Origin of the sequence: Afifella sp. H1R (assembly GCF_021462425.1) — a bacterium.
Classification (GTDB): Bacteria; Pseudomonadota; Alphaproteobacteria; order Rhizobiales; family Afifellaceae; genus Afifella; species Afifella aestuarii.
Window position 1 is genome coordinate 1,144,428 of the sequence record NZ_JAKEDY010000002.1, and the last position, 21,670, is coordinate 1,166,097.

Annotated in this window: 23 protein-coding genes; 5 read left to right on the forward strand and 18 right to left on the reverse strand. The window is 64.3% G+C overall.

What is annotated here, in order from left to right:
• Nucleotides 1-44 precede the first annotated feature (44 nt).
• Complete coding sequence (locus L0F51_RS16935) at nucleotides 45-476, forward strand: cupin domain-containing protein (protein WP_234630396.1); 432 nt, start codon at nucleotides 45-47, stop codon at nucleotides 474-476.
• Here L0F51_RS16935 and L0F51_RS16940 read toward each other — a convergent pair.
• The 4 genes from L0F51_RS16940 to L0F51_RS16955 all read right to left on the reverse strand — a co-directional run bounded on the left by L0F51_RS16940 (nucleotide 425) and on the right by L0F51_RS16955 (nucleotide 4,506).
• Entirely contained in the window at nucleotides 425-1,339 is a 915-nt protein-coding gene (locus L0F51_RS16940) for a DMT family transporter (protein ID WP_234630309.1), read from the reverse strand. The genes L0F51_RS16935 and L0F51_RS16940 overlap by 52 nt on opposite strands.
• 11 nt (nucleotides 1,340-1,350) lie before the next feature.
• A complete protein-coding gene (locus L0F51_RS16945; RefSeq protein WP_128290727.1) occupies nucleotides 1,351-2,292 on the reverse strand; it encodes a YihY/virulence factor BrkB family protein in 942 nt (313 codons plus the stop codon).
• A gap of 72 nt (nucleotides 2,293-2,364) precedes the next feature.
• Nucleotides 2,365-3,090 (reverse strand): acetoacetyl-CoA reductase, encoded by a 726-nt coding sequence (gene phbB / locus L0F51_RS16950; RefSeq protein ID WP_234630310.1) that lies wholly within the window; start codon nucleotides 3,088-3,090, stop codon nucleotides 2,365-2,367.
• A gap of 240 nt (nucleotides 3,091-3,330) precedes the next feature.
• Nucleotides 3,331-4,506, reverse strand: a complete 1,176-nt coding sequence (locus tag L0F51_RS16955) for an acetyl-CoA C-acetyltransferase (RefSeq protein ID WP_234630311.1) — start codon at nucleotides 4,504-4,506, stop codon at nucleotides 3,331-3,333.
• Between the two features lie 278 nt (nucleotides 4,507-4,784).
• On the opposite strand from L0F51_RS16955, the gene phaR reads away from it, so the two are divergent.
• The gene (phaR, locus tag L0F51_RS16960) at nucleotides 4,785-5,366 is read left to right on the forward strand and encodes a polyhydroxyalkanoate synthesis repressor PhaR (protein WP_128290730.1); all 582 of its coding nucleotides are present in this window, start codon (nucleotides 4,785-4,787) and stop codon (nucleotides 5,364-5,366) included.
• A gap of 134 nt (nucleotides 5,367-5,500) precedes the next feature.
• On the opposite strand, the gene L0F51_RS16965 is transcribed toward phaR, so the two are convergent.
• From L0F51_RS16965 to mtgA, 4 genes are all read right to left on the reverse strand, one after another.
• Nucleotides 5,501-6,940, reverse strand: a complete 1,440-nt coding sequence (locus tag L0F51_RS16965) for a diguanylate cyclase domain-containing protein (RefSeq protein ID WP_234630312.1) — start codon at nucleotides 6,938-6,940, stop codon at nucleotides 5,501-5,503.
• Nucleotides 6,941-7,043: 103 nt separating this feature from the next.
• Nucleotides 7,044-7,220 carry a hypothetical protein gene (locus L0F51_RS16970; protein WP_234630313.1) on the reverse strand — a complete coding sequence of 59 codons (177 nt, stop codon included), beginning with the start codon at nucleotides 7,218-7,220 and terminating at the stop codon, nucleotides 7,044-7,046.
• 233 nt (nucleotides 7,221-7,453) lie between these two features.
• Nucleotides 7,454-7,639, reverse strand: a complete 186-nt coding sequence (gene rpmF, locus L0F51_RS16975; protein WP_128290732.1) for a 50S ribosomal protein L32 — start codon at nucleotides 7,637-7,639, stop codon at nucleotides 7,454-7,456.
• 133 nt (nucleotides 7,640-7,772) lie between these two features.
• On the reverse strand, nucleotides 7,773-8,513 hold the full coding sequence (mtgA, locus tag L0F51_RS16980; RefSeq protein WP_234630314.1) for a monofunctional biosynthetic peptidoglycan transglycosylase: 741 nt from the start codon (nucleotides 8,511-8,513) through the stop codon (nucleotides 7,773-7,775).
• A 52-nt stretch (nucleotides 8,514-8,565) separates the two neighbouring features.
• Here mtgA and L0F51_RS16985 point away from each other — a divergent pair, with 52 nt between their 5' ends.
• Nucleotides 8,566-9,489, forward strand: a complete 924-nt coding sequence (locus tag L0F51_RS16985) for a polyprenyl synthetase family protein (protein ID WP_234630315.1) — start codon at nucleotides 8,566-8,568, stop codon at nucleotides 9,487-9,489.
• A 227-nt stretch (nucleotides 9,490-9,716) separates the two neighbouring features.
• Nucleotides 9,717-10,667, forward strand: a complete 951-nt coding sequence (locus L0F51_RS16990) for an aldo/keto reductase (protein ID WP_234630316.1) — start codon at nucleotides 9,717-9,719, stop codon at nucleotides 10,665-10,667.
• Nucleotides 10,668-10,759: 92 nt separating this feature from the next.
• Here L0F51_RS16990 and denD read toward each other — a convergent pair whose 3' ends face one another.
• The 5 genes from denD to L0F51_RS17015 are packed head-to-tail and all read right to left on the reverse strand — an operon-like array spanning nucleotide 10,760 to nucleotide 13,949.
• The gene (gene denD / locus L0F51_RS16995; protein WP_234630317.1) at nucleotides 10,760-11,743 is read right to left on the reverse strand and encodes a D-erythronate dehydrogenase; all 984 of its coding nucleotides are present in this window, start codon (nucleotides 11,741-11,743) and stop codon (nucleotides 10,760-10,762) included.
• A 44-nt stretch (nucleotides 11,744-11,787) separates the two neighbouring features.
• The gene (locus L0F51_RS17000) at nucleotides 11,788-12,465 is read right to left on the reverse strand and encodes a GNAT family N-acetyltransferase (RefSeq protein WP_234630318.1); all 678 of its coding nucleotides are present in this window, start codon (nucleotides 12,463-12,465) and stop codon (nucleotides 11,788-11,790) included.
• Complete coding sequence (locus tag L0F51_RS17005; RefSeq protein WP_234630319.1) at nucleotides 12,458-13,282, reverse strand: isocitrate lyase/phosphoenolpyruvate mutase family protein; 825 nt, start codon at nucleotides 13,280-13,282, stop codon at nucleotides 12,458-12,460. The genes L0F51_RS17000 and L0F51_RS17005 overlap by 8 nt, the downstream gene beginning before the upstream one ends.
• Before the next feature lie 14 nt (nucleotides 13,283-13,296).
• Nucleotides 13,297-13,710: a type II toxin-antitoxin system VapC family toxin gene (locus tag L0F51_RS17010; protein ID WP_234630320.1), complete on the reverse strand. Its 414-nt coding sequence runs from the start codon at nucleotides 13,708-13,710 to the stop codon at nucleotides 13,297-13,299.
• Nucleotides 13,707-13,949: a type II toxin-antitoxin system Phd/YefM family antitoxin gene (locus L0F51_RS17015; protein WP_234630321.1), complete on the reverse strand. Its 243-nt coding sequence runs from the start codon at nucleotides 13,947-13,949 to the stop codon at nucleotides 13,707-13,709. The genes L0F51_RS17010 and L0F51_RS17015 overlap by 4 nt, the downstream gene beginning before the upstream one ends.
• A 109-nt stretch (nucleotides 13,950-14,058) precedes the next feature.
• Here L0F51_RS17015 and L0F51_RS17020 point away from each other — a divergent pair, with 109 nt between their 5' ends.
• Nucleotides 14,059-15,255 carry a pyridoxal phosphate-dependent aminotransferase gene (locus tag L0F51_RS17020; protein ID WP_234630322.1) on the forward strand — a complete coding sequence of 399 codons (1,197 nt, stop codon included), beginning with the start codon at nucleotides 14,059-14,061 and terminating at the stop codon, nucleotides 15,253-15,255.
• Here the strand turns inward: L0F51_RS17020 and L0F51_RS17025 are convergent.
• From L0F51_RS17025 to otsB, 5 genes are all read right to left on the reverse strand, one after another.
• Nucleotides 15,245-16,843 carry a TRAP transporter large permease gene (locus L0F51_RS17025; RefSeq protein WP_234630323.1) on the reverse strand — a complete coding sequence of 533 codons (1,599 nt, stop codon included), beginning with the start codon at nucleotides 16,841-16,843 and terminating at the stop codon, nucleotides 15,245-15,247. The two genes, L0F51_RS17020 and L0F51_RS17025, sit on opposite strands and share 11 nt — an antisense overlap.
• Nucleotides 16,844-16,855: 12 nt before the next feature.
• Nucleotides 16,856-17,566 carry a TRAP transporter small permease gene (locus L0F51_RS17030; protein ID WP_234630324.1) on the reverse strand — a complete coding sequence of 237 codons (711 nt, stop codon included), beginning with the start codon at nucleotides 17,564-17,566 and terminating at the stop codon, nucleotides 16,856-16,858.
• Nucleotides 17,567-17,679: 113 nt separating this feature from the next.
• Nucleotides 17,680-18,684 carry a DctP family TRAP transporter solute-binding subunit gene (locus tag L0F51_RS17035; protein WP_234630325.1) on the reverse strand — a complete coding sequence of 335 codons (1,005 nt, stop codon included), beginning with the start codon at nucleotides 18,682-18,684 and terminating at the stop codon, nucleotides 17,680-17,682.
• A 329-nt stretch (nucleotides 18,685-19,013) separates the two neighbouring features.
• Nucleotides 19,014-20,558, reverse strand: coding sequence for a trehalose-6-phosphate synthase (locus tag L0F51_RS17040; RefSeq protein ID WP_234630326.1), 1,545 nt, complete (start codon nucleotides 20,556-20,558; stop codon nucleotides 19,014-19,016).
• 100 nt (nucleotides 20,559-20,658) lie between these two features.
• Nucleotides 20,659-21,399: a trehalose-phosphatase gene (gene otsB, locus L0F51_RS17045; RefSeq protein ID WP_234630327.1), complete on the reverse strand. Its 741-nt coding sequence runs from the start codon at nucleotides 21,397-21,399 to the stop codon at nucleotides 20,659-20,661.
• Nucleotides 21,400-21,670 lie beyond the last annotated feature (271 nt).

Sequence of the window (21,670 nt, forward strand, 5' to 3'; positions counted from 1 at the left end):
ACGGGCGGCGAACGATGCCGGGAGAAGACCGTGCCGGCGGCCGGATGGAGAGCCTGACCGCGGAGGAGGTGATTGCCCTCCTGAAGCTCACGCCGCATCCGGAGGGCGGGCATTTTCTGGAGACGTTTCGCGATGAGCGGGAGGCCGGCGGACGGGCCGCCGGCACGCTCATCTATTTTCTTCTGGCCGAAGGCGAGCGTTCGCACTGGCACCGGATCGATGCGAGCGAGGCCTGGCATTATTACGCCGGAGCGCCGCTCGCTCTCGAGATCGCCGAAGAGGGGATGGCGCGGCGCCGGCATCTCCTCGGTCCCGATCTTGCCGCCGGGGAGCGGCCGCAATGCGTGGTGCCCGCCTTTGCCTGGCAGGCGGCGGAAAGCCTCGGCGCCTGGACGCTCGTCGGCTGCAGCGTGGCGCCGGGCTTTCAGTTCGAGGCGTTCGAGCTGGCGGAAGCAGGCTTCGAGCCCGGTCTCTGACGCGAGAAGCGCCCGCCTCTTGCGGCAATAAGTGCGCCCCCGGTGATGAGGAGCGCGGCGATGGCGATCTGCGGCGTCAGCACGCCATAGCCGGCTGCAATCAGGATGATCGTAGAGAGAAGCGGCGCGGCATAGCTCGTCACGCCGAGGAGCTGGATGTCGCCGCGTTTGACGCCGATGTCCCAGACATAGAAGGCGGCGCCGACGGGCATCAGGCCGAGGCCGAGGACGGCGAGCCATTCGCCGCCGTCGGCCGGCCATACCGTCGTCTCGAAAAGAAGATGCGCGATCGCCGCGCCGATCGCCGTCGTGCCGCAATAGCCGGCAACGATGCCGGTCGGCACCGAGGCGAGGCGGCGCGAGAGGACGGAATAGCTCGACCAGGTGAGGGCGCAGCCAAGTGCTGCGACATAGCCGAGCGTGTAGCGCGGATCGAAGCTCAGGCTCTCGCCCCGGGTGACGATGAGAACCGTGCCGGAGAGGCCGAGAAGCGCGCCCACGAGATGATACCAGCGCAGTTTCTCGCCCGGCAGAAGCGCCGAAAAGACGACGATCAGGAGCGGCCAGAGATAGGCGATGAGGCCCGCCTCCACCGGCGGAGCGTTTCTGAGCGCGGTGAAATAGAGCGCGTGATAGCCGAAGAGGCCGACCGTGCCGAAGACCCAGACGGAGAGCGGCTGCCGCAATTCATGAAACCGGCCCTTGGCCCAAAGCCAGATGAAGCCGATCGCGGTGCCGACCGTGAAGGTGAGGGCGGCGAGCTGGAAGGGCGGAACCTCGCCGCTTGCGGCGGTGAAGAGAGCGAGCAACGCCCACATCAAGATCGCGGTCGTGCCGAGCGCGGTGGCGAGGGATCGGCTCATGCGGCAGCTCCTCAGCGCCGACCGAAGGGCAATTTGAGTTGGTGGCGCATCATCCAGGTTTCCTTGCGATTGGTGATTTCGTCGTCGATGGCACGGTTGAGCTCCGCACCGTACTGGAAGATGAGCGCCTGGATATAGAGGAAGAACATCAGCGCCACGATGCCGCCGAGGCCGGCATAGGTGGCGGAATAATTGGCGAAGACGGAGATGTAGAAGGAGAAGATGCGTCCCGCCACCCACCACAGCGCGACGGTCAGGATGACGCCCGAGGCCAGGACGCGGACGCGACGGTGGTTCGCCGGCAGGAAGATGTGCACCGAGGTCAGCATCGCGACCATGACCAGGAAGAGGATCACGCGGCCGCCGGCGGAGATCATCTCCTGATAGAGCGCCTGGTCGGGGAAATAGGCGCGCACGACGGCAAGCCAGATCGGCAGGGCGACGCCGAGCGCCGAGACGATGATCAAAAACGCCATGCCGAGAAAGACGAAGATGACGCTGCCGCCATAGCGATGCAGGAAATTGCGCTGATCGGAACAGCGATAGGCCTTGTTGAGGGCTTCGCGCACGGCCTCCACGGCGCCGGTGATGGAGACGAGCGTGACGAGAAGGCCGATGGTGATGAGGCCGCCATTGCGGCTGTCGAGGACGCGGTTCACCTCCGGCTCGATGGTTCTCACCATGTGCTCGGGCATGACGTGGAAGGCTTCGCGGGTGAGATAATCGGCAAGTTCCGGGCCGCCGAAGACGCCGGCAAGCGCGATCAGGAACAGGAGAAACGGAAACAGCGCGAAGATCAGCGAAAAGGCGATGGCGCTCGCCAGCATGATGCCGTCATGGCGCAACAGCCCGGAGATGGCGTTGATATTGACGCGCCAGAGGAAGCGCAAGGCGCGCCAGATCAGCCGGACCAGACGAACGGGCCAGATCTCCTCGCTGTCGCCAAATGCCATGATCGCCTATCAGCAAGGGCCCGGTCGTGAAACAGAAACGACCGCATGCCCTTGCCGTCTGCAGCCGATCTATCAGGGCATGTACTGGCCACCGTTGGCCGTCAAGGTGGAGCCGGTGATGAAGCCGGCGTCATCGGAGGCGAGAAAGACCACGATGCGGCCGACTTCCTCCGGTTCTCCGAGCCGGCCGATGGGGATCTGCGGCAAAATCTGCTTGTCCATCACTTCCTGAGGGACGGCCTTGATCATCTCGGTGGCGATGTAGCCCGGGGTGATGGCGTTGACGGTGATGCCCTTGCGAGCGCCTTCCTGGGCGAGCGCCTTGGTGAAGCCGAGTTCGCCCGCCTTCGAGGCGGAATAATTCACCTGGCCGATCTGGCCGCGCTGGCCGTTGATCGACGAGATGTTGATGATGCGGCCAAAGCCGCGCTCGCGCATGCCTTCCCAGACCGGGCGCGACATGTTGAAGAGCGAGCCGAGATTGGTCTCGATCACCTTGTGCCACTGCTCGCCCGTCATTTTGTGAAACATGGAATCGCGGGTGATGCCGGCATTGTTGACAAGAATGTCGACGGGGCCGAGGTCTTCTTCGACCTGGCGCACGCCCTGGGCGCAGGCTTCTTCGTTGGACACGTCCCATTTGTAGACGGGAATGCCGGTCTCTTCCTTGAAGGCGGCAGCCTTTTCGTCGTTGCCGCAATAATTCGCCGCAACTTGATAGCCGGCCTCTTTCAGTGCCTTTGCAATGGCGGCGCCGATGCCGCGGGTTCCGCCTGTGACCAGTGCAGTCCGTGCCATGTATTTCCCCCCGTTCGTGGCTCCTCAAGGAGCTCGTTACCGTCCTTGCATGTGACCAGGATGACGAAAACCTTGCGTTGAGCAAGGGCATTCATGCATACCGCGCGTGAAAATTTCTTGGCCGGAAGAATAGCTCAGGCCAAGGGGATGCCGGCGGAGGCGCCGAAGCGGCGCCTCCGTCACCAGCGCAATTGCTGCGCGATCGCCCGCCGGCGAATGCACGGTGGGCGTGACGGGGCTTTAGGGGCGCTCTACGCACATGGCGACGCCCATGCCGCCGCCGATACACAAGGTGGCGAGCCCCTTTTTGACGCCGCGGCGTTGCATCTCGAAGAGAAGCGTCGTCAAAACCCGCGCGCCGGAGGCGCCGACCGGATGGCCGATGGCGATGGCGCCGCCATTGACGTTGACGATCTCCGTGTTCCAGCCGAGATCCTTGTTGACCGCACAGGCCTGCGCGGCAAAGGCCTCGTTGGCTTCGATGAGCTCGAGGTCGTCGATCGTCCAGCCGGCCTTCTCAAGCGCCTTGCGGGAGGCGGGGATCGGTCCCGTGCCCATCACGGCCGGATCGACGCCCGCGGTGGCCCAGGAGACGATGCGGGCAAGCGGCTCGATGCCCCGCTTTTCCGCCATCTCGGCCGTCATGATGACGGCGGCTGCAGCGCCGTCGTTGATGCCCGAGGCATTGCCGGCGGTGACGGAGCCTTCCTTGTCGAAGGCCGGACGCAGGGCGGAGACCTTCTCGATCGTGGTTCCGGCGCGGATATATTCGTCGTCCTCGACCACTGTATCGCCCTTGCGGCCCTTCACGGTGACGGGGACGATCTCGTCCTTGAAGCGGCCGGCCTTCTGCGCGGCTTCGGCCTTGTTCTGCGAGGCGACGGCGAAACTGTCCTGCTGTTCGCGGGTGATCTGCCACTGACGCGCGACGTTCTCGGCCGTGACGCCCATATGGTAGCCGTTGAAGGCATCGAGGAGCCCGTCCTTCAGCATGGTGTCGACCATCTTGTAGTCGCCCATCTTCACGCCCTGCCGAAGATAGGCCGCATGCGGGGCCATCGACATGGATTCCTGGCCGCCGGCCACGATGATGTCGGCATCGCCCTGGGCGATCTGCTGCATGCCGAGCGCGACGGCGCGCAGGCCGGAGCCGCAGAGCTGATTGATCCCCCAGGCGGTCGTCTCTTTCGGGCAGCCGGCGGCCATGGCGGCCTGCCGGGCCGGATTCTGGCCCTGGGCCGCGGTGAGGATCTGACCCAGGATGACTTCCGTCACGTCCTCCGGCGACACGCCGGCACGGTCCAACGCGCCTTTGATGGCCACTGCGCCGAGATCGTGCGCCGGCACGCTCGCAAAGGCGCCGTTGAAGGATGCAACCGGGGTGCGTGCGGCACTCGCAATAACGATATTGGGCAAAAGCTCCTCCTCTTTCGGGCCTGTTCGTGGGGCGATGGTCGATCGCTAAGGCAAAAAAAGCAGCATTCGTCGGCCCGCCAAGACAAAGTTAAAGAGCGCGCCGGGCGGGGCTGTCAACGAGGGGTAGAGCCGGAGTTTTGCGCAAAAGGGTGGGGATTTCAGGCAAAGCGTGGCCTTCGCGCTGTTGGGCGCTGCAAAAAGAATTGGCAACGACTGCCTATTTCCCGTTATCCTGCCCTCTGAAGGCGAATGAGTTCCAAAGCGGAAACCAGCACTGCATGAGCCAAGAGACCCCAACCGTTATCAAGAAATACGCCAATCGGCGTCTCTACCACACAGGCACCTCGACCTATGTGACGTTGGAAGATCTCGCCGAGATGGTGAAGGCCGGCGAAGATTTTACTGTCACCGATGCCAAGACGGGCGAGGACATTACACGTGGCGTCCTCGGCCAGATCATCTTCGAGCAGGAAAACAAGGGACAGCATCTTCTGCCGATCGCCTTTCTGCGTCAGCTGATCCGGTATTACGGCGACAGCATGCAGACCTTCCTGCCCACCTATCTCGAAACCTCGCTGTCGGCCTTCAGCCGCAATCAGGACAAGCTGCGCGACCAGATGAGCCGGGCGCTCAAGGGCGACGCTTTCGGTGCGATGGAGGAGCAGGCGCGGCGCAACATGGACATGTTCACCGAGGCGATGCGCATGTTCACGCCCTTCCCGCAGGCGGGTTCCGCGGCGGGCACGCGTTCGGCGCCGCGAACGGCGGAAGGTCAGGCGGAAGAGATCGAGGCTTTGCGCGAGCAGCTTCGCGAGATGCAGCGCACCATCGAGACGATCGCGAGCGAGCGCAAGCAATAGGAGTTTGTTGCGGCGCGAGATCCTGATCGGATCGGGAACTGCGACTGCAGCCGGCTCTTCGAAGAACGCCCGACAAAATCAACCGGGCGAAATCGTCTCGCTCACATCAGCGCGGGACGATCAAACTGGCGAGATCAGGCCGGCTTCTTTTCGATGAGGGGGAAGCCGGCTTTTGCCAGGCGCGCCTCTTCCTCTGTGGAGGAGGTGCCGGATACGAGGGCCTTCAGCCCCATCGCGGCGACAAGATCGGCCGTGCTCGTCCAGGCGCGATCTTCGGCCTCTGCCTCGTCCATGCGCAGTTGCGCCAGCTCAAGCTCGAGGAATTCGAGCCCCATCGGCCCTAAAGGCCGCGCATCCCAGAACCGGCCGTCGAAGCGCCGTACGGCGAGCTTCGCGCCCAAGGTGCGCACGCTCTCCACGAGGTCTGCGGCCTCGTCGCCGCGCGCGAGCAGCGTGTCGAAAGGCACGGCGATGATGAGGCGGTCCGGGGCGCCCGACGTCTCACGCAGGATGCGCTCCAGATTGGCGAGCCAGACTTCGTTCAGCAACGCGCCGGTGGAGACGCCGAGGCAGAACCGCTGTTTGGGTGCGGCCGCGAGGCGTTCGCGCGCCAGATAGAGAAGGCGCATGTCGACGAGCTGCGCGAAGCCCAGTCCTTCGGCGCGGTCGACGGCCTTGCCGGCGGGGACGAGGTCTCCGTCCTCGTTCAAAAGATGCGGTGCGAGATGCAGAAAGACCGTCTTGCCGGTCTCAGCCTCGCGAACGGGGATCTGGGACAGGATGAGTCGGCCTTCGCGCACAGTGCGCAAGAGCTCGTCGACATCGTCTTCACGGGCTTTCTGGGGCTCGCCCGCGCCGGGCTCGTCGACCCTATCGATGACCAGGTGGCCGCCGCCCGCCTTCTGGGCACGGACCAGCGCACGGCGCACGGCGTCGAGGCAATCGCGCATGCTGTCGGCTTCGGTGCCGGAGACGACGAGCGCGCCGACCGAGACGACCGGCACGACGACGCGGTCGCGCAGCGGGACGGTGACCGTCATCATCCGCTCGGCGATGCGTTGAACGGCCGTCTCCGCCTCCTGCGGGTCGATGCGGTTCAAGATGATGCCGATCTCGCCCTCGGTGAGCTCGCCGACCACGTCGGTGTCGCGCACCGTCTTTTCGATCGTGGTGGAGAATTCCTGCAGGATCGGATCGATGATCTGCGGCCCGTAGGTCTCGGCCGCCAGCTTCAGATTGTCGATCGAGACGACGGCGAGGATGAAGGGAACGGCGTAGTGCTGGGAGACGGCGAGCGTGTCTTCCAAAAGCCGCAGAAAATGCGCGCGTTCTTTGAAGAACCGGGGCCTTTCGGCCTGTTGCGGATCGCCGGGGCCAGCCGGTTGCACGCGCACCGCGCCACGGGCGAGAACCGGCTCGCCTTCGTGATTGCCGTACCAGCGGCCGCGGTCGCGGACCCAGATTTTTCGCTTGTTGCCTTCATGGCCGACGCGCAGGGCGTAGGTGACTTCGTAAGGCACGCCGTCGCCGTAATCGACGGCGATCGCATGGCGCACCGCCTGGGTGCGGTTCATCAGGCTGTCGGGATCGACGAGGGTGTCGAAATCGCGGCCGTTTTCGATCTTGCGGAGATTGGGAATGCCGAGGGCGCCGGCCGCATTGCTCGCCCAGCGCAGCTTAATCGGTGGCGAGATCCCATTCGTAGACGGTTTCGCCGATTTCGGTCAGGATCGCCTGTGCGGTCGCGCCGGCTGCGGGATGCTGAGACGCGGACGGGGCGGCCACCACCGGCGTCGTGTCCGGCACGTAGTCGCCACGCGAACCCGCGACATTCTTCGTGCTGCGTTTTGCCAATCCCGCCGGCCCTTTTCCCCGCGACCAGAGGCAATTGTGGCAGAGCCGGATAAATCGCCGGTTAAGAAGCGTCGCCGCATTCGTCTCCGTCGTCCCTCGGCATGAGGCGGAGGGTCGCAGGAGGTGGGATTTCTGCGGCGCCGACGGCCGGGAAAGGCTGGCCCGAACGCGAAAAGGCCGGCGCGAGGCCGGCCTTTACAAAACTTCCGAGCTTTGAGCCCGAAATCGAACCGTTAGACGGATGCCTTCGGCTCGAGAACCTGACGTCCGCGATACTTGCCGGACTTCAGGTCGATGTGATGCGGACGGCGAAGTTCGCCGGAATCCTTGTCTTCGACATAAGCGGGCTGCTTCAGCCCGTCTGCGGAACGCCGGAAGCCGCGCTTCATCGGCGTGGTTTTTCTTTTCGGAACAGCCATTTCAAGCTCCGTGAATGGATTTAGCGGGCAACGCCCATAGCCGGACGGCCCGCGACATGCAGGCTCGACGTTTGGCGGCCATATAACTCCTCGAAGGCGTTTTGGCCAGCGGTTCGATGAAAATAGCGCGCAACTACTTCGTCAGGCAGTCGATATGCGGCCCGGCCGCGGCGGCACGGCGGGCGAAAAGCCTGGCGAGATCGCGCGTCACCGGGCCGGGATTGGCCGGGTTGCGCACGTCCGGGGCGGGGAGGGTCGCGGCGAGACGCGCGCCTTCGGCTCGGGTGAGGTTCGCCGCAGGGCGGTTGAAATAATGCTGGGCCGCGGCCTCGGCGCCGTAGATGCCGCGATCCCATTCGACGACATTCAGGTAGATTTCCAGGATCCGCCGCTTCGAGAGGACGAGGTCGGCATAAAGCGCCAGCGGGAATTCCACCGCCTTGCGGACGTAAGAGCGGCTCGGCCACAAAAACAGGTTCTTGACCGTCTGCATGGTGATGGTGCTCGCACCGCGCATTTCGCCGCCCTTCTGCGCTTCACGCCAGGCAGCCCGCAATTCGCCGAGATCGATCCCGTGATGGCGGCAGAACTTTGCGTCCTCGGCCATTACCACCGCATTGACGAGGTTGGGGGAGATGTCGTCGAGGGCGACCCAGCTGCGTTCAATTGGCGCGCCGCCCAGGCGCTTGATCAGCATCAGTGTCGTCACCGGCGGGTTGACGATGGAATAGATCGGAATGAGAAGCAGCGGCAGTATAAGAACAAGGAGGAACGCCAGGACGAGACGGCGAAACCAAGATCGGCGCCGCTTGCGGGGGCGCTCCTCCTCCGGCTCGGGGCCGCGAGGTGCTGTCGCGTTGCTTTCTTCCGCCATTGCCTGCAACTGATCTCTCCGCCGTCCTCACCGTCCTGCTTGCTGCAAAATCATGACAATCACAACATCAGCAAATCCAAGCCGCTTTCTTCCGCTCCACACGGCGTTTGTCGAGCGCCTCAACGGCGAGCTCGACGCCGTGCTTCAGCCCGAGCGCCTCGATGCCGTCGGGACCGCGCCGGAGCGCCTGGTCGCCGCCATGCGCCATGCGCTTCTTGCCGGCGGCAAGCGGCTTCGCCCCTTCCTGCTTGCCGAAACGGCACGGCTCTTCGGCCGCGATGATGAATGTCTCAGGGCCGGCGCGGCGGTCGAATGCCTGCACACCTATTCGCTCATCCACGACGATCTGCCGGCGATGGACAATGACGACCTTCGTCGCGGTCTGCCGACGGTGCATCGCGCCTTCGACGAGGCGACGGCCATTCTCTCCGGCGACACGCTTCTGACGTTGTCGTTCCAGCTTCTCGCCGAGCCCGAGACGCATCCGGACGCCATGGTGCGGTCAGAACTCGTTTTGATGCTCGCGAAGGCGACCGGGGCGGGCGGCATGGCGGGCGGTCAGATGCTCGATCTCGCCGCCGAGCATGCGACGCTGACCGCCGATCAGGTGCGCAATCTGCAGGCCATGAAGACCGGGGCGCTCATCGCCGTCTCCTGCGAGATGGGGGCCTGCCTCGCCGGGGCGGGCGAGGAGGATCGCGCCGTGGCGCGCGATTTCGGGGCGGCGCTCGGCCTTGCCTTCCAGATCGCCGACGATCTCATCGACAAGCAATCGACGAGCGAGGAGGCCGGCAAGGCGACGGGGAAGGACGAGGCGGCCGGCAAGGCGACGCTCGTGCATCTTCTGGGCGTGGAGGAAGCCCGCCGGCTTCTCGACGCCACCATCGCCGATGCGGAGACGATGATGGGCCGCTACGGCGAACGCGGCGAGACTCTCGTGGCGGCCGCCCGCTTCATCGCTCAGCGCAGCCACTGAGCCGCTTGTCGTTCGACGCCGGAGGCGGCCTCTTGCGGTCGCCCGGTGCGCTTCTGTGCGCGCTTGGCCGGGAGCGTTCTTCGGATTTTGCGAAGAGCGCTTTTGTTGATCTTTTTTAATGGGGCGGTCGGTTCCGTAACCGCGGAGGCGGTCTATCTCTCTTGCCATCGGACATTTTGCGGCCGTATCGATCAGCTCGATGCCGGCCGCCAGCCATGGAGTTTCAGATGGACAAGCGGCTTTTGGGACGGACCGGCCTTGAGATTTCCCCCATCGTCTTCGGCGGAAACGTTTTCGGCTGGACGGTCGACGAGGCGACGAGCTTCGATCTTCTCGACCGGATGGTCGATCTCGGCCTCAACACGATCGATACGGCGGATGTCTATTCGGCCTGGGTCGACGGCAACACGGGCGGGGAATCGGAGACGATCATCGGCAAATGGCTGAAGGCCGACCCGTCACGGCGCGACAAGGTCGTCATCTTCACCAAGGTCGGCTCGGAGATGGGCGAGGGAAAGAAGGGCCTGTCGGAGCACTGGATCACCCAGGCGGTGGAGGATTCGCTCGCACGCCTCAACACCGATCATATCGACCTTTATTTCTCGCACTGGCCGGATGCCGACACGCCCTATGAGGAGACGCTCGGCGCCTATGACAAGCTTCTGAAGGCGGGCAAGATCCGCGCCGTCGGGGCCTCCAATCTCGACGCCGCGCAGCTCGGCGAGGCGCTGAAGGTGGCCGAAGACAAGGGCCTGCCGCGCTACGACGTGCTGCAGCCGGAATACAATCTCTACGACCGCTCGAAGTTCGACGGGGCATTGCGCGATCTCGTCATGCGCGAAGAGATCGGTGTCGTGACCTATTTCAGCCTCGCCTCCGGTTTCCTTTCCGGCAAATACCGCTCCAAAGAGGATCTCTCGAAGAGCAAGCGCGGCGCCGGTGTCGAAAAATATCTCGACGCACGCGGCATGCGCATTCTCGAGGCGCTCGACAAAGTGGGCGCAGCGCATGGTGCCAAGCCGGCCGAGGTGGCGCTCGCCTGGGTGATCGCGCGTGAGGGCGTGACGGCGCCGATCGCGAGCGCGACGAGCCGCGAGCAGCTGCAGAGCCTCGCCAAGGCGGCGGAGTTGCAGCTTTCGGCCGAGGATGTCCGCACGCTGGATGAGGCGAGCCGCTGAGGTCTGGGCGCTCTCGCCTGGGTTTCACGAGATGACCAGGATCAGAGGACCGATGGCGGTTCTCTGATTCTCAAAAGTTTCAGAGAGCCGCTTCAGGCGAGGATCGGCGGTTTGCCGCCGTGCTCGTCCTCGACATGGGCGCGCACGATGCCCGCGAAATCGCTCTCGGCCTCGAAGCCGTGGTCGCGGGCGCGGCGGGCTGCAATGTTCGCCGGCCAATTGTGAACGAAGCCTGCGATCGTCGGGTCCGGCTCCTTGCGGATGAGCGCCACGGCCTTGTCGCCGCCGATTTCCCGAAGCGTGGCGATTTCCTCGCCCACGCTGGCGCTGACGCCGGGCATGGCGAGCGCGCGGCGGCCTTTGAGCGCGTCCGTGTCCATCGTTGCCGCGTGAAGGAAGAAATTCACGGCCGAGCGTGGACTGGCGAAAAAGTGCCGGACATCCTCGCCGACCGGCAGGACGGTCTCTTCCCCCTTCAGCGGCTCGCGGATGATGGAGGAGAAGAAGCCGGAGGCCGCGCGGTTCGGTTTGCCGGGGCGCACGCAGATCGTCGGCAGGCGCAGGGAGATGCCGTCCAGGATCTCGCGACGGCTGTAATCGCTGACGAGCAATTCGCCCATCGCCTTTGCGGTGCCGTAGCTCGTCAACGGGCGCAGTTCGACATCGTCCGGGATCGGATCGGCGAAGGGCGGCCCGTAGACGGCGATCGACGAGGCGAAGACGACGCGGGGCGCATAATTGGCGCGGCGGACCGCCTCCAGAAGCGCCCGCGTGCCGTCGAGATTGATGCGGTAGCCTTTGTCGAGGTCGGCCTCCGCCTCGCCGGAGACGACGGCCGCGAGATGGAAAATGACGTCGGGGCGCTCGGCCATGACATGCTCGATCAGGGCATGGTCCGTCATGTCCCCGACGACCGGAAAGATCGCGGTGTTTTCGGAGCCGTAGGTGTGCGGCTCGACGATGTCCTGCAGTGTGATCTTGGTCACCGGCCTGCCGCCGAGTGAGCCCGTCGCAACCAGGTTCTCGGCAATCTTGCGCCCGATCATGCCGGCGGCGCCGGTGATGAGAATGTGCATGGCGGCTCCTTGTTTTTCTTGGCCGCCCGGGCGGGCGGCCTTCCTCACGCCGTCCTGCGGAAATCCTGAAGGCGGCGAAGTTGTTTCCCGTCTTCGTCAAAATTCTTTGGGTCGAGCCAGGAGGTGAGGGCGGCGCGGTGCGCCGGCCATTCGCTGTCGATGATGGAGAACCAGGCCGTGTCGCGGTTGCGGCCCTTCATCACGAGATCCTGGCGGAAGATGCCCTCGAAGGTGAAGCCGAGCCTTTCGGCAGCGCTCCTGGAGGCGGCGTTCGCCGCGTCGCATTTCCATTCGTAGCGGCGATAGCGCAGATCGTCGAAGACGTGGCTTGCCATGAGCGCCATCGCCTCCGTCCCGCCGGCACTGTTTTGCAGAAGTGGCGAATAGGCGATGGAGCCGACCTCGGTCGAACCGTGATCGGGGCGGTTGCGCATGTAACTCGCCATGCCGACGATCTTGCCGTCGGAGAGGCGGCGGATGACGAGCGTGCGCCAGCCGCCCTCGGTGATGGCTTCGGAGAAGACACGCTCCAGGATTTCGGCCGATGCGAAGGGGCCGATCGCCATATAGCGCCAGATGGCGGCATGGGCGGCGCCGCCGAGCGCGGAGAAGAGACCTTGGCGGTGTGCCGACCAGGTGAGCGGCTCGAGCCGAACGCGTCGACCCTCCAACACCTTGTTGCCCGGAAGGGCGCGGGGAGACCAGGAAGTGAGATCAGTCATCATCGTCGAGAGAGTGTGAGAAAGCGCCGTCGAGGGTGGAGGATGTTGCCGCCCCGGAGAAGGCGAAGCGGCGGTGGGTGAGGGCATTGGCGGCGTCGAGAAAGGCCCCGAGCGCCACCTTATCGAGGCCGGAGCCGATCGAGACGCGGCGCACGCCAAGCGCTTCGAGGGCCGCGATGTCGTCGGAGATGCCGCCGACGCCGCCCAGCACGTTGACGGGAACGGAGACGGCGCCGGCGATGGCTTCCACCTCCTCGCGCGTGGTGATGCCCGGCGCATAGACGGCGTCGGCGCCGGCAGCCTCGAAGGCGCGCAGACGCTTCACCGCTTCGTTGACGGGATCGGCATGGCGGACGAGAAAAGTCTCAGTGCGGCCGGTCAGGACGAAATCGGGATTGGCCTTCGCGGCGGCCTCTTTGGCGGCTTCGAACCGGCGGAGCGCCTCATCGAGCGGATAAAGCTCGCCTTTTTCCAGATCTTCGATCGAACAGCCGGCGAGACCGCAATCGATCGCCTGACGGATGGTTTCGCCAACCTCTTCCGGCGTGTCGCCGTAGCCCGATTCCAGATCGCCGTTGACCGGCAGAGAGGTCGCCGAAACGATCGATTTCGCATGGGCGAGCGCCTCCTGCCGGCTCACACGGCCGGCGGCATCCGGGCGCCCGAGCGACCAGGCGAGCGCGGCCGAAGAGGTGGCGAGCGCCTCAAAGCCGAGATCGGCGAGGAGCTTTGCCGTGCCCGCATCCCAGGGATTGGGCATGATGAAGAGCTGGTCGCGGGCGTGCAGAGCACGGAACGTGGCGGCTTTGTCGCTCATCGGGCCCCCTTGGGTCACATCGCGGCCAGGGGTACCATTTCCTCACCGGCGGCAGCAATGAGGTCCGTGTCGAATGTCGCGAGTGGCAGGCCGCGGCGCTGGGCGAGCTCGAGATAGGCCGCGTCATAGACGGTGAGCCGATGGCGCTCCGCAAGCGTCGTGCTCGCCGCCCAGGCCTCGTCGTCGCATTCGGGATCGATCTCGATCGGAAGGGCCGCAAGATTGGTTAGCGCCCGATCGCGGAATGCTGTGTCGATCCGCTGTCGACGTACGGCGGTCTGCAGGGCGTTCGCAATCTCGTAGCGCCACAGAGAGGGGACAACGGCCGCTTCGGCGGCGACGCGCCCAAGCAGCACGCGGGATATCTCGGTCTGTTCGTCCCTGAAGAACCAGGAGAGTGCAACTGAGCTGTCGAGGACGAGGCTCAACGTCGTCCTTCACTGACGAGATCTTGTATGTTCAATCCGTCGAGCGAGGCCTGCCTGCCCTGTTTCAGGATGTCGGCAACTGCGGCGCGGATTTGATCCCGGTTGGACGTGCCTGTTTCGCGGATGAGACGCGCAACCGGCCGGCCCTGCCGCGTGATGACGATTTCTTCGCCCTTCTCGACACGGTCCAGGAGGCTGCCAAGTGTATTCGTCGCCTCAAAAGTCCCAGTCTGTCGCATCAGACACCCAATAGGCTATGCCTGTTAGAATAAGCGTGGCGCATTGGTTCAACAAGACGGCGTGTCTATAAGTGCTCGTCCGTTTCACGCCAGCTGAAAGCGCGTTTCCATGACCCTCACGACCATTTCCGGCTTCGATCGCATCGGCGAAGAGAATGCCTTTGCCGTCCTGGCGCGGGCCGGAGCGCTCGCCGCTGAAGGCCGCGACATCGTCAATCTCGGCATCGGCCAGCCGGATTTCAAAACGCCCGAACATATCGTCGAGGCGGCGGTGAAGGCGCTCAAGGACGGGGCGCATGGCTATACGGATGCGACCGGCATCCTGCCGCTGCGCGAGGCGGTGGCGCGGCGCATGCTCGCCACCACCGGCGTCGAGGTCTCGCCAGGAAACGTGATGATCGTGCCGGGCGGCAAGGTGACGATGTTTGCCGCGATCTTGATGTTCGGCCAGCCGGGCGCCGACATCCTCTATCCCGATCCGGGTTTTCCGATCTATCGCTCGATGATCGAGTTTACCGGCGCGCGGCCGGTGCCGGTGCCGATCCGCGAAGAGAACGGCTTTGCCTTCTCGGCCGAGGAGACCTTGTCGTTGCTGACGCCCGACACGCGGCTCGTCATCTTGAATTCGCCGGCCAATCCGACCGGCGGCGTGACGCCGAAGGCGGAGATCGACAAGCTGGTGGCGGGGCTTGCCGAGCGGCCCGACATCGCCATCCTCTCCGACGAGATCTACGACCAGATGGTCTATGACGGCGAGCGTCACGTCTCGCTTCTCGCCTATCCGGAGATCGCCGACCGCCTCATTCTCCTCAATGGCTGGTCGAAGACCTGGGCGATGACCGGCTGGCGCATGGGCTGGTCAATCTGGCCGGATGCGCTTTACGACAAGGTGCGGAAGCTCGCCGTCAACGCCTGGTCCTGCGTCAACGCCCCGGCGCAATATGCCGGGATTGCCGCGATCGACGGGCCGCAGGATGCGGCAGACGAGATGATCGCCGCCTTCGATCGCCGGCGCGGCGTCGTCACCGAGCTTTTGAACGAGCTGCCGGGCGTCTCCTGCATCACGCCCAAAGGCGCGTTCTATGCCTTTCCGAACATTTCCAAGACGGGCTTCAAGGCGAAGCCGCTCGCCTCAGCACTTCTCGAAGAGGCGGGCGTCGCGCTGATCGGCGGCCCCGATTTCGGTGTGCACGGCGAAGGCTATGTGCGCGTCTCCTACGCCAATTCGGAGGAGAACATCCGCCGTGCGGTCGATCGGATCGGCGATTTTCTGACGGGCGCGAAGGCCCGCCAGATCAGCGCGTGACGAGCTCCGGCCCCATCAGGATCGTCGGCAGGAAGGTCGAGATCCACGGCACGTAGGTCACGATCACCAGGAAGATCATCAAGATGCCGGTGAAGGGGAGCGCCGCCTTCACCACGCGCACGAGATTCATCCCCGTTATGCCGGAGGTCACGAAGAGGTTGAGCCCGATCGGTGGGGTGATCATGCCGATCTCCATGTTGACGATCATGATGATGCCGAGATGGATCGGATCGACGCCGAGCTGGATGGCGATCGGGAAGACCACGGGCGCCACGATCAGCAGCAGGCCCGACGGCTCCATGAACTGACCGCCGAGGAGAAGAAGCAGGTTGACCGCGATGAGGAAGGTGAACCAGTTGAAGCCGGCTCCCAGCATCCAGTCGGTGATTGTCTGCGGAATGCGTTCCGACGTCAGCACATGGGCGAAGAGGAGCGCGTTGACGATGATGAACATCAGCATGATCGTCGTCTTGCCGCTGTCGACGAGCACCTTGCGCGTGTCGCGATGGAAGCAGGCGGCCGGAAAGCCGAGGACGATGTCTTTGAGACCGCGGGCCCAGACCGGCAGGCTCGCCACCAGCGCCTTCGGTGCGCTCGTCCCCTCGCGCCAGGCGAGGTAGGCGACGAGCGCCACCAGGGAGACGATGATCGCCAGCGTCTGGCGTGTCTGAAGCGTGGAATCCGGCACCAGGAAGAAGCCGAAGATCAGGATCGTGATGTAGAGCGTGAAGGCGTAGACGACGCCGAGGAAGCCGTTGCGTGCGGCGTGCCCGTCCTCCTCGCGCACCCATTTGCGGCCCTTCAGGGGGCCCATGTCGCGGTAGACGAAGAGCGCGACCAGGAAGGCGTAGACGGCGGCGACGGCTGCAGCCTCCGTCGGGGTGAAGGCACCGCCATAGATGCCGCCCAGGATGACGACGATCAGGAAGAGGCCTGCGGCCGCATCCTTGCCGGATGAGAGGATCTCGCCGAAGCCCGGAAAAGGCTGGGGCTGCAGTCCGCGGATGCGGGCGTTGATGTAGATGCCGACCATCAGCATGACGCCGGCGAGAAGACCCGGAATGACGCCGGCGAGGAACATGCGCCCGACCGAGACATCGGTCGCCGCGGCATAGACCACCATGACGATCGAGGGCGGGATCAGGATGCCGAGGGTGCCGGCATTGGCGATGATGCCGGCGGCGAATTCCTTTGAATAGCCGGTCTGGCGCATGGCGGCGATGGCGATCGTGCCGATCGCCACCACGGTCGCGGGCGAGGAACCCGAGAGGGCGGCAAACAGCATGCAGGCGAGGACGGAGGCCATGGCGAGGCCGCCGCGCATATGGCCGACGGTCGCGACGGCGAAGCGGATGATGCGCTGCGCGACGCCCCCGGTCGACAGGAACGCCGATGCCAGGATGAAGAACGGGATGGCGAGGAGCGTGTAGTTCTGCGAGGCGGTGAAAAGCTGCAGCGCCACCGAGGACATGGAATCGGTGGAGAAGAAGGCGATGACGATGACGCTCGACAGGCCAAGCGCGATGGCGATCGGCACGCCCAGAAACAGAAGGGCGAGGACGAGCACAAAAAGGATCGAGGATTCCATATCGGCGCGGCTCTAGCGAGGATCGTGGGGGCGTCGGCCGTAGCCGTGCGGATGCGTGTGGGTCATGGAGCCCTCGAAGGGCTCTTCCTCGTCGTCATCGTCGTCATCGAGGCTGCCTTCGTGCTCGGCGACGAGCTCTTCGGCTTCATGGGCGGCGACGATGAGTTCGCGGCGCCCGGCGACGATGGCGACCGTCGCCTGAAGAGACCGCAGGGCGAGAAGGAAGAGGCCGATCGGCAGCATGAGATAGGCGACCCAGCGCTGCACGCGCTCCGGCGCGCCAAACGTCTCCTGAGCCCAGACAGGATAGCGAAGATCGTCGAGGCCGAGGGGCAGATGGTAGAAACGTGTCCAATAGGCGATGGCGCCGCCCTTCGAATTGGCGCCCAGATATTGCAGCCAGTCGGAATAGAGCAGGATCACGGCATAGAGCAGCACTGTGAGGGCGCCGAAAATCGCCGCCACCTTGAACAAGGGGCGCGGCAGGGCCCGGATCATGACGTCGACGCCGAGATGCGCGCCGATCTTCACGCCATAGGCCATGCCGAAGAGGATGAGCCAGGCGAAGAGGATGCGGGTGAATTCAAGCGCGCCGGTCCAGCCGGAATGGAAAACGTAGCGGGCGACAACCTGGGTGAACTGGGTGAGCGTCATCGCCGCCAGGAGAAGCGCGATGAAGTTCTCTTCCAGGTGGGTGACAAAGCGCTTGGCCCTCGTGCGCATGGGCTTTCCCTCCGGGGCGGGCGGTCGTCTCAAACGACGTCCGGTGCCGGCCAGCATGCGCGGGCCGGGCGAAAGTCTGCGCCCCGGCGATGCGGGGCGCAGAGCGGCTCAGATCAGCTGTTGCCGGCCGCGACGGCGGCGTCGATCACGTCCTGACCGACATCGTCGCGGAACTGATCCCAGACCGGCTTCATGGCGTCGACCCAGGCCTGACGCTCTTCAGGCGTCAGCTCGCGCACGGTGCCACCCGCGTCGATGATCTTCTGCTTGGCCTCTTCGTTGATCTCCTCGGCGCGCGCATTGTACTCCTCGCTCACCTCCTTGAAGATCGACAGGAACTGGTCGCGCACGTCAGGCTCGAGGCTGTCGAGCCATTCCGTCGACGTGACCGCCAGATAGGTCAGGAGCTGGTGGTTCGTTTCGGTGATGCCGTCCTGCACCTCGAAGAACTTCTGGGTGTAGATGTTGGACCAGGAATTCTCCTGACCGTCGACGACACCCGTCTGCAGCGCGCCATAGACTTCCGAGAAGGCGAGCTTCTGGGCATTGGCGCCGAGCGCCTCGATCATCGCTTCGGCGACGTCGGAGGTCTGAATGCGGAATTTCAGGCCCTTGGCGTCTTCCGGCTTCATCAGCGGCTTGTTGGCCGAGAACTGCTTCAGACCGTTGTAGATGTATCCAAGGCCGACGAAGCCCTTGTCCTCGATCGCGTGGAGAAGCTTCTCGCCTTCCTCGCTGTTGGAGAACTTGTTCACCGCATCCATGTTGGGGAACAGGAACGGGAAGTCCCAGATGCGGTATTTCGTGGTGTAGGCCTCGAACTTCGCCAGCGACGGCGCGGCGAGCTGCACGTCGCCGAGAAGCAGCGCTTCCATCACCTTGTCGTCGTCGAAAAGCTGGGAGTTCGGGAAGACCTGCATGCAGGCCGTGCCGTCCATCTCCTTGTTGACGCGCTCGGCGAGCGCGGCCGCCATTTCGCCTTTCGGGTGACCTTGGGCGGCGACGACATGGCTGAACTTGATGACCATTTCGCCATCGTCGCAGCCGTCCTGCGCGAATGCCGGGCTGGCAGCCGCCAGCATTGCTACTGCGGCGAGACCGCCGAGGAGCTTATTCATTGGAGTTCCTCCCTGAACTTCTGACTTTTGAAGACAAGCGCAAGAGCAAGGCCCGGCGCAAGTCTCCTGCTGCCGGGCGGTTACGTTGCCCCAGCCCTTATACGATTGGCTCTTGTGGATTGGCTAGACCAATTGTCCTAGCCACAAAGTCGAAGACGCGCTCAGAAATGAAACGCTTTCAGGCATTAAGGCAGAAACAGGAGAGGGCGTTGCCGGTGGTCTGAGGCGCGCCCGATATACGTTTGCGGGGCGCCAAAAGCACTTGTGGGCCTTGAGGATTGACCTCAAGACCCACTTTTGTGCCTGCGACAGTTGGTCTGTGTAGCGCGTTAAAGCACGCGACTTCCGAGATAGGGGAAGGGGCGCTTCGGCTCATCGGCATGGGGCCGTGCGCCCTTGGGCAGCGTCGGGAAGCTCTCCCCGGCACGGGCCCGTTTCGGCTCCACCGCATTCGGCCTCTTGCCGGAGGCGGTCGGCGCGGAGCGCACCTGCACCTTCTTGTCGGCGCGTTCTTCAAGAGCCTGCAGGATGGCGTCGCACCAGGCCTGGGCCGTGCCCTTGCTGATGCGGTCGAACATCGCCTGCCAACGCTCCTTGCGCTCTTCGCGCGACATGTTGAGCGCCTGCTGCAGGGCCCGGGCGAGGGAGGCCGTGTCGTACGGATTGACGATCAGCGACTCGGGCATCTCCTTCACCGCGCCGGCAAAGCGCGACAGGACGAGAACGCCCGGATCTTCGGGGTTCTGGGCCGCGACATATTCCTTGGCGACGAGATTCATGCCGTCGCGCAAGGGGGTGACGAGGCCGACGCGGCTCGCCCGATAGATGCCGGCGAGCGCCCGCCGCGTGAAGCCGCGCGTCATGATGCGGATCGGCACCCAATCGAGCGCCGAGAAGGCGCCGTTGATGTGGCCGGCGAGCTCTTCAAGCTCGCTCCTGAGGTCGGAATAGGCTTCGAGATCGGAACGCGACAGGGGCGCCACCTGCATGAGGCTGACGCGTCCGCGGTTTTCCGGATAATCCTGGAGAAGCCGCTCGAAGCCGCGGAAGCGTTCCGGAATGCCCTTGGAATAATCGAGACGGTCGACACCGATGATCTGGTGGCGGTCGCGCAAGAGCACCTTCAATTGCGCTTCATGTTCCTGGGCTTCGTCGCTGACGGCGAACTCCGCGAAACTCTGCGTGTCGATGCCGATCGGGAAGGTGGAGGCGCGGAAGGTGCGGCCATAGGCTTCCAGTTCGTCATTGGGGAGTTCGCGCCCGCCGAGTTCTTCGACGACATAGCGGGCGAAATTCCGGCGATCGGAATCCGTCTGGAAGCCGATCACGTCATAGGCGGTGAGGGAGCGCACGATGCTCTGCGAGTTCGGCAGAGCGGTCATGATCTCCGGGCTCGGGAAGGGCACGTGCAGGAAGAAGGCGAGAGGGCCGGTGAAGCCCGATTCCCGCAGGCGTTCGCCCAGAACGATGTAGTGGTAATCGTGGACCCAGACCATGTCGCCCGGCTGAAGCTGCGGCGTCAGGCGGGCCGCCATGCGCTCGTTCACACGCCGGTAGGCGTTTTCATAGCGCTGATCGAAATTTGCGAGATCGAGGCGGTAATGGAGGAGCGGCCACAAAGTCTGGTTGGCATAGCCGCCGTAAAATTCTTCCGCGTCTTCGGCGGTGAGATCGATGGTGGCAAGGCGTACCTTGTCGTGGTCTTCGATCTTGAGCGGGCCGAAGGTGCCTTCGTCGCTCTTTTCGCCCGACCAACCGAACCAGATGCCGCCGCGCGTGCGCAGCGCATCTCCCAGACCCACGGCCAAACCGCCAGCTTTGCCGCCGTCATGCAACGGACCGACCCGATTCGACACGACTACGAGACGTCTCATGAGCCTGCTTTCGCCTCCGTCATTGTGCGTTTCGTCACTATCTTCATGTTTTCCGCAGAACCCCCGAACTGCTTCTTAAGTTCCTTTGGTCACCCACTTTTCATTGGTGAGCGACGGCGTCGAGCCAGCGGTGAACCGCGGCGACGTCGTCCAGGCGATATTTCGCTGCCGTCTCTCCCGAACCGACCTTGATGCCGAAGCCTCCGGCCGATGCGACCCATTCGAAGCCGTCCTCGTCGGTGGTGTCATCCCCGATGAAAACCGCTTTCCGGCCGGAGAAGGGATCACGCTGCATCAACTTTTCGATGGCCTTGCCCTTGTCGACGCCCGACGGGCGGATTTCGACGATCGCATGGCCCTTGACGAGCCGCAGATCCGAACAGCCCGCAACCGCCTCCTCGCCGAGCCTTTCGGCGCGGTCCGCCTCTTCCGGCGCGGTGCGGTAATGGACGACGAGCGCCGTCTCCTTGTCTTCGATGCGGAGCTTGTCGCCCGGCCCGATCGCGGCCTGAAGCCGTCTGCGCGCCGTGGCGAGATCGTCAGGCGGCGGGGCGGTGACGACGTCGCCGCCGGCCGTGTAACGCACTTCCTGGCCGTGCACGCCGGCCGCCGGAAAGGCGAGCGGGGAAAGAAAACGGTCGATTGAGGACAGGGCCCGCCCGCTGATGAGGGCGACGGCGCCGCCCTGGCGTTCTTCCAATGCGCTCAGGCGCTCAAGCGTGCCAGGCTCCAGAGTAATCCCGTCGGGATCGTCTGCAAAACCGACGAGGGTGCCGTCGAAATCGAGGAAGAGAGCGTGGAGGGTCTTGTCGAGAAAGGGTGGTTTCGAAAGATCGCCCATGGCCAATGGGTAGCGTGTTTGCGCAACTGCGTCAAATTTGGTTGCGCTGCAGCAAGGGATCGACTGCGCATCGGCCATGAAAAAACCCGCGGCCAGGACGGCCGCGGGTCGATTTCTTGAGCCGGTCTTAAAACCGGCAAGTAGTTGTCGTCAAAGGGCTTATTCGGCGCCCTTAATTTTTTTCCTCGGCGTTGCGCTTCTTCAGCGCGGCACCCAGGATGTCGCCAAGCGAAGCGCCGGAATCGGTCGAGCCGTACTGGGCCACCGCTTC

Excerpts from the sequence above, each read along its gene's own strand:
- L0F51_RS16940 (WP_234630309.1), bottom strand. The coding sequence starts at position 1,339 with ATGAGCCGATCCCTCGCCACCGCGCTCGGCACGACCGCGATCTTGATG.
- L0F51_RS17030 (WP_234630324.1), bottom strand. The coding sequence starts at position 17,566 with ATGCGCACGAGGGCCAAGCGCTTTGTCACCCACCTGGAAGAGAACTTC.
- rpmF (WP_128290732.1), bottom strand. The coding sequence starts at position 7,639 with ATGGCTGTTCCGAAAAGAAAAACCACGCCGATGAAGCGCGGCTTCCGG.
- phaR (WP_128290730.1), top strand. The coding sequence starts at position 4,785 with ATGAGCCAAGAGACCCCAACCGTTATCAAGAAATACGCCAATCGGCGT.
- phbB (WP_234630310.1), bottom strand. The coding sequence starts at position 3,090 with ATGGCACGGACTGCACTGGTCACAGGCGGAACCCGCGGCATCGGCGCC.
- L0F51_RS17020 (WP_234630322.1), top strand. The coding sequence starts at position 14,059 with ATGACCCTCACGACCATTTCCGGCTTCGATCGCATCGGCGAAGAGAAT.
- otsB (WP_234630327.1), bottom strand. The coding sequence starts at position 21,399 with ATGGGCGATCTTTCGAAACCACCCTTTCTCGACAAGACCCTCCACGCT.
- mtgA (WP_234630314.1), bottom strand. The coding sequence starts at position 8,513 with ATGGCGGAAGAAAGCAACGCGACAGCACCTCGCGGCCCCGAGCCGGAG.
- L0F51_RS16985 (WP_234630315.1), top strand. The coding sequence starts at position 8,566 with ATGACAATCACAACATCAGCAAATCCAAGCCGCTTTCTTCCGCTCCAC.
- L0F51_RS16935 (WP_234630396.1), top strand. The coding sequence starts at position 45 with ATGGAGAGCCTGACCGCGGAGGAGGTGATTGCCCTCCTGAAGCTCACG.
- L0F51_RS17035 (WP_234630325.1), bottom strand. The coding sequence starts at position 18,684 with ATGAATAAGCTCCTCGGCGGTCTCGCCGCAGTAGCAATGCTGGCGGCT.
- L0F51_RS17005 (WP_234630319.1), bottom strand. The coding sequence starts at position 13,282 with ATGAGCGACAAAGCCGCCACGTTCCGTGCTCTGCACGCCCGCGACCAG.
- L0F51_RS16990 (WP_234630316.1), top strand. The coding sequence starts at position 9,717 with ATGGACAAGCGGCTTTTGGGACGGACCGGCCTTGAGATTTCCCCCATC.
- L0F51_RS17000 (WP_234630318.1), bottom strand. The coding sequence starts at position 12,465 with ATGACTGATCTCACTTCCTGGTCTCCCCGCGCCCTTCCGGGCAACAAG.
- L0F51_RS17015 (WP_234630321.1), bottom strand. The coding sequence starts at position 13,949 with ATGCGACAGACTGGGACTTTTGAGGCGACGAATACACTTGGCAGCCTC.
- L0F51_RS16945 (WP_128290727.1), bottom strand. The coding sequence starts at position 2,292 with ATGGCATTTGGCGACAGCGAGGAGATCTGGCCCGTTCGTCTGGTCCGG.
- denD (WP_234630317.1), bottom strand. The coding sequence starts at position 11,743 with ATGCACATTCTCATCACCGGCGCCGCCGGCATGATCGGGCGCAAGATT.
- L0F51_RS17025 (WP_234630323.1), bottom strand. The coding sequence starts at position 16,843 with ATGGAATCCTCGATCCTTTTTGTGCTCGTCCTCGCCCTTCTGTTTCTG.
- L0F51_RS16965 (WP_234630312.1), bottom strand. The coding sequence starts at position 6,940 with ATGAACCGCACCCAGGCGGTGCGCCATGCGATCGCCGTCGATTACGGC.
- L0F51_RS17040 (WP_234630326.1), bottom strand. The coding sequence starts at position 20,558 with ATGAGACGTCTCGTAGTCGTGTCGAATCGGGTCGGTCCGTTGCATGAC.